5 protein-coding genes are annotated in these 5,424 nt (G+C 74.0%); all 5 read right to left on the bottom strand.

The genetic code is table 11. The features are described from left to right. Window positions 1–142: 142 nt before the first annotated feature. Window positions 143–1,366, bottom strand: a complete 1,224-nt coding sequence (locus tag R6Y94_RS00025) for an Ig-like domain-containing protein (protein WP_318393619.1) — start codon at window positions 1,364–1,366, stop codon at window positions 143–145. Window positions 1,367–1,667: 301 nt separating this feature from the next. Beyond that, window positions 1,668–2,474, bottom strand: coding sequence for a phosphate ABC transporter ATP-binding protein (locus R6Y94_RS00020; protein ID WP_318393620.1), 807 nt, complete (start codon window positions 2,472–2,474; stop codon window positions 1,668–1,670). A gap of 37 nt (window positions 2,475–2,511) precedes the next feature. After that, entirely contained in the window at window positions 2,512–3,525 is a 1,014-nt protein-coding gene (locus R6Y94_RS00015; RefSeq protein WP_318393618.1) for a sortase, read from the bottom strand. Continuing rightward, window positions 3,522–4,379 carry a hypothetical protein gene (locus R6Y94_RS00010; protein WP_318393617.1) on the bottom strand — a complete coding sequence of 286 codons (858 nt, stop codon included), beginning with the start codon at window positions 4,377–4,379 and terminating at the stop codon, window positions 3,522–3,524. The genes R6Y94_RS00015 and R6Y94_RS00010 overlap by 4 nt, the downstream gene beginning before the upstream one ends. A 145-nt stretch (window positions 4,380–4,524) precedes the next feature. Beyond that, window positions 4,525–5,373, bottom strand: coding sequence for a hypothetical protein (locus tag R6Y94_RS00005; RefSeq protein WP_318393616.1), 849 nt, complete (start codon window positions 5,371–5,373; stop codon window positions 4,525–4,527). Window positions 5,374–5,424 lie beyond the last annotated feature (51 nt).

The raw sequence follows: 5,424 nt of genomic DNA, 5'->3' as shown, positions 1-5,424 counted from the left end.
GGGGGGGGGGGGGGGGGGGGGGGGGCGCGGGGCGGGGGGGGGGGGGGGGGGGGGGGGGGGGGGGGGGGGGGGGCCCCCCGGGGCGGCCGCCCCGCCCCCCCCCCCGCCGCGTGGGGCGTCTGGCCGGTCGGACTCCGGCGGGTCAGACCAGCGTCAGGGTGAGGGTGCCGGCGTAGCTGCCCGGCGTGGTGGTGTCCGGGATGCCGAGGCTCAGACCGGCGCCGCACTCGAAGGTGCCGGCGCTGCTGCCCTCGTTGGCCCGGCACAGCGTCTTGGCCTCCCCGAGGCCGGAGCCCGGCGTCGCGGCGGCGCCTGCGGTCGCGGTGCCGCTACCGCTGAGCTTGCTGGCCTCCGGCGTCCAGCCGAGCTGGTTGCCGTCGATCGTGGCGGCGGCCGGGCCGACGAAGTCGTCCACCTGGCCGGTCAGGTTCCAGCCGGCGCCGGTGCCACGCAGGTCGGACACCGTCGCCGTGTTCAGCGTGCCGCTGGCCGTACCGCCCACGACGCCACCGGAGAGGGCGACGTCGCTGCCCGCCACCTCCAGCGAGAGCCCACCGCCGACGATCTCGGCCGTGATCCGCTGCTCCTTGTCGACCGCGCCCGGGGCGGTCACCTGGACCTTCAGCTCGCCGGAGGTCGACGGCTGGTACGCCGCCGGGTCCGCCGGGGTGAACTGGGCGGTCAACGCGTTGTTCCCCACCGGCAGGGCGGAGGTGGTGATCCGGGCGGTACCCCCCGACACCGGCGCGGTGCCCAGCGAGGTGCTGCCGTTGCGGAAGGCGACCGTACCGGCCGCGGCGGCCGGGTCCACGGTGGCGGTGAGGGTCACGGCGGTGCCGGCCTCGACCGGGCCGGCCGGGCTGGCGCCCAGCGCGGTGGTGGTCGGCACGGCCGGGTCGACGGCGCCCTTGACCCGCCAGTTGCCGCCGTTGACCGTGATGACGGTCTCGAATCGGTCCGGGTGTACACCGTTGAGTTCGCTGAGGCACTCGACGACGACGACGTAGTCGCCGTTCGTCGGCGTGCCGGCCAACGCGGTGGCCATCGACCGGTTCGCGCCGAGGGTGAACGGAGCCGTGTCGTAGCCGGTGTCGCTGGCGATCCGGTTGAGGTTGGCCACCTGACCGCCGACGGGGCCGACCCGTAGCGCGGCCTGGTCGCCGAATCCGGTGGGGCAGGCCGCCGAGGTGGTGGCCTGGGTCAACATCGGGTTGTCAGTGACGGTGCCACTGGTCGGGTTGAGGGTGAGGGTGCCCGCCGCGGCGGCCTGGGCCGGCGCCGCGACGCCGACCAGGCCGACCGCGGTCAGCGCGACCGCGCCGGCCAGGGCGGCCGCCCGGCCGAGCAGGGCCTTTGTTGCCTTCATGAATCACGTCCTTTTGCCAGGAGTGCGGTACGGCGGCTCTCCCACGTCGGGAGCGGTCACCTGCCGCGACCTCGATCAGGCTGCACACGGGCCGTGACCCGTCGTGCAGGCCAACGCCAAGGCCGGACATGGAGCAGGCGAATTGCGGGTTACGGCCGAACTGACGCGGGACCGACAGCGCGAGGAATCGGGTTGATCCACCGCGTGAATGGCAGATGTCAAAGGCGGCACCAGCAGGGGGTTCACCTTTTCGTAGCCATCGCCGACCCGGTGGACGCGACCGACCGGTCGGCGCGACGGCCTATCCGAACCGTCCGTGCACGTAGTCGTAGGTACGAGAGTCCTGTGGACTGTCGAACATCACCTCGGTCGGACCGTGTTCGACGATGGCGCCGGGCGTACCGTGCTCGGCGAGGAAGAACGCGCACTGGTTGGAGACCCGTGCCGCCTGCTGCATGTTGTGTGTGACGATGACGATCGTCACCTCGGCCACCAGTTCGGCGATGGTCTCCTCGATGCGCCGGGTCGAGGTCGGGTCGAGCGCCGAGCAGGGTTCGTCCATCAGCAGCACCCGCGGCCGGACCGCCAGCGAGCGCGCGATGCAGAGCCGTTGCTGCTGCCCGCCGGAGAGAGCGCCGCCCGGGGAGCGGAGCCGGTCCCGTACCTCCTTCCAGAGCCCGGCCTTGGCCAGGCACTCCTCGACCAGGACGTCCCGGTCGTTGTGGCCCATCCGGGTACCGGTGAGCTTCAGGCCCGCGACGACGTTGTCGTAGATCGACATCGTCGGGAACGGGTTGGGCTTCTGGAAGACCATTCCGACCTGCCGGCGGGCGTCGGTGATCCGGCGGACCGGTGCGTACAGGTCCTGGCCGTCGAGCAACACCTCGCCGGCCAGCGAGGCACCGGGGATCAGCTCGTGCATCCGGTTGAGGATCCGCAGGAACGTGGACTTGCCACAGCCCGACGGACCGATCAGGGCGGTCACCTCACCGGCGGCCATGCGGAGCGACACCCGGTCGAGCACCTTGTGCTGGCCGAACCACGCGGAAATCGACCGGGCTTCCAGGGCCGCCAGACCGTTGTGCGGTCCGGCCGGCGCGGGGGGCATCAGGGACGTACTGTCGAGGCTCATCTCGGCTCCGTCGTCAGTAGAGGTTGGGCAGGAGTCGGACGGCCTGATCCGCCACGGTGAGGCCCAGGACGGCGAGCGGCGGCATCCCCGACACCCACGCCTGCCAGCCGCCCCAGCGGGCCCAGGCCCAGCTCACCGCGTAGGCGGCGATCAGCAGTGCCTGGCCCCACAACACCAGCGGCACCCAGGCGGCGGGATCCCCGGCCATCGCCTGCTCGGCCGCCGTCAGGGACTGCGCTCCGAAGCGCCGCTGTGGGGACGGTTGGGCCGGCGAGACCAGGTCGGCGTCGGCGTACAGGACGTTGTCCGGCAGGTACGGCCGGCCGTCCGCGGTGGCCAGGGTGAGCCGGCCCGCCCCGTCGGCCAGCCGGGGCGGCAGCGGGTCGCCCGGCCGGCGCAGACCGGTGACCTGGTACCGGTGCTCGCCCTGCCCGGTCACCACGACGATCTCGTCGCCGGGGGTCAGCAGCGACAGCCCGGCGAACGGGCCGCCGTACCCGGCGTGCCGGCCCAGCACGACGCTGGTCCCGGGCTGGCCGGGCAGCACCGTGTCGCGGCGGTGCCCGGGACCGTTCTGCAGCACGGCTCCGGTGGTTCCCTCGAAGACCACCTGCCGGGTGCCGAGCACGGGAATCCGGAGCACCGCGACCGACGTACCGGGGCGGAGCAGTTCGCCGTCGAGATCGGTCTGGCCGACCGGCGCGACTCCCTCGGCCAGATCCTTGCGGAAGTCGGCGTACGCCGTCTGCTGGGCCCGCTCGTACCGGAGCTGGGAGATCAGCGTCAGGTGTACGACGAAGGCCAGCAGCAGCACGCCGAGCAGCGTCAGTACGGTGCCGGTGACGCGTACCGCCGGGATCTCGACGGACCGGGACGCCCGGGTCGGGGTGGCCCGGGTCGGTGGACCCACGGGGCTGGCCGGTGCGCCGCCGGCAGCGGGGGCGGGTGCCGGCCGGGGTGGCGCGGCCGGTGGTCCCTGATGGCGGCCGACCGGTGGCACGGTCGGCGGGTCGACGGTCGCGGTCACGGCTGCCTGCTCCCTCGCCGGCGGATCAGCGGTACCGCGGCCGCACAGGCCAGCAGGGCGACCCCACCGAGAGCCCAGGGCAGTGGTGAGCCGCCCTCGTCCGGCCGGGAGGCCAGGTCGGCTGAGGTGCCGTCCGGGGTGGCCGTGATGGTCGGTTTCCCGGCGGCACCGGTCGGCGCGGAGGGGGCCGTCGGGGTCGCGCCAGGGCTGGGGCCGGACGGCGGACCGGTGGTGGTCTCCGGTGCCGCGCTGGCCGTCGGTGTGGCCCGGCCGCCGGTGCCGCTCCTGACCCGCCAGGTATCGCCGCTGACCACGATCCGCGCCTCGAACCGGTCGGGGTGGGTACCCAGGGTGTCGCTGACGCACTCGACGACGATCACGTACTCGCCGTCGCCGGGTGGTCTCCCCTGTGACGTGGCCATGGACCGGTTCGGGTGCATGCTGACCGGTGCCGTGTCGTAGCTGCCCGCCCCGCCCGGCCGGGCGATGTTGCTGTACGGGCCGCCGACCGGGCCGACCCGCAGCAGCGCCGCGGAGCCGTACCGGGCCGGGCAGGGTGCCGAGGTGATCGCCGAGACGAGCATCGGGTTGCCGCCGACGGTTCCACTGGTGGGCGTGATGGTGAGCGTGCCGAGAGCCGCGCGCCGGGCCGGCACGGCCGCCGCGCCCGGCGACTGTGCCGACAACCCGGCCGCGGCCGCCATAACTGCCGGGAGCAGCAGCGCCGCTCCTCGCCACCTCAGTGAATCCTTGTCGACCTCCCCGTGCGGTCCGTCCTGGCCGCTGGCGGGAGTGGAGGCGTACCCGCCGCGCGGCGGGGGTTGCAAGGGGTTCGGTGATCCGAGTACGGGCATGTCTTCCTCTCTCCTGCCCTGGGCGGACGGGCCGGCCGCCCTTGCGGCGGCGGGCGACCGGTGTTGTCACGTCCGCCTGTCCGGGATCGGGCCGGGTTTCCCGCACCGGCGCGGGTCGGTCCGGCGGCCCGCCCGGAGGATCCGGCTATGCCTGGGTGTCGCGGCGTCGGCCGAGCAGCATCGCGGCCACGCCGGTGAGGACGAGGACGAATCCACCGGTGAGCAGGGTCGGCAGCGAAGCGCCGGTCAGCGCCAGGTTGCCGCCGCCCCCTCCCTGGGTCGGAGCCGGGCTCGGGCTGCCCGTCTCGGTCGGGGTGGGGCTCGGGCTGCCCGTCTCGGTCGGCGTCGGGCTTGCCGTCTCGGTCGAGGTGGGCGTGGGGCTGCCGGTCGGGCTCTGGCTCGCCGTCGGGGTCACCGTCGGGGTCGGTGTGGCGGAACCGGTCGGGGTAGCTGAACCGCTCGGCGTCTGTTTGACCTGCCAGGTCGAGCCGCTGATCGTGACCACGGTCTGGAACCAGTGTTCGTGCGCTTCGGCCAGATCGGTCAGGCACTCGATGGTGATCCGGTAGTCGCCGTCCGCCGGCGCCGGGTGGACTCCGTCATCGGGAGTCGGGTCCAGCGCTCTGCTGATCGACCGGTTGGTGCCGAGGGTGAAGGGGCCGGCGTCGTAGCCGGTGGCGCTGGCGATCCGGTCGAGGGTGCCGCCCACCGGTCGTCCCGGCTGACCGGCCGGGCCGATCCTTATCTGCGCCTGGGCCCCCCAGCCGGCCGGGCAGCCCGCCGAGGTACGCGCGGTGAACGCGGGTGCCTGGGCCGAGCCGTCGGTCACGTTGCCGCTGGTCGGGTCGATGGCGAGGGTGCCGAGCGAGGGTGCCGCCTGGACGGGTGAGGTGAGCCCGACCAGTGCCGCGGCGATCGTGCCGGCGCAGGAGAGCAGCGCGACCGCGACGACCGTCGAGCCGGCTCGGCCGAGCCGGCGGATTGGCGTCTTCACAGCGTTCCTTCCTTGTCGATGACACGGGCGGGTGGCCGGACGTCCACAACG

Source organism: Plantactinospora sp. KLBMP9567, from assembly GCF_033446045.1.
Lineage (GTDB): Bacteria > Actinomycetota > Actinomycetes > Mycobacteriales > Micromonosporaceae > Plantactinospora.
This window is presented reverse-complemented; position numbering and strand designations above follow the sequence as displayed.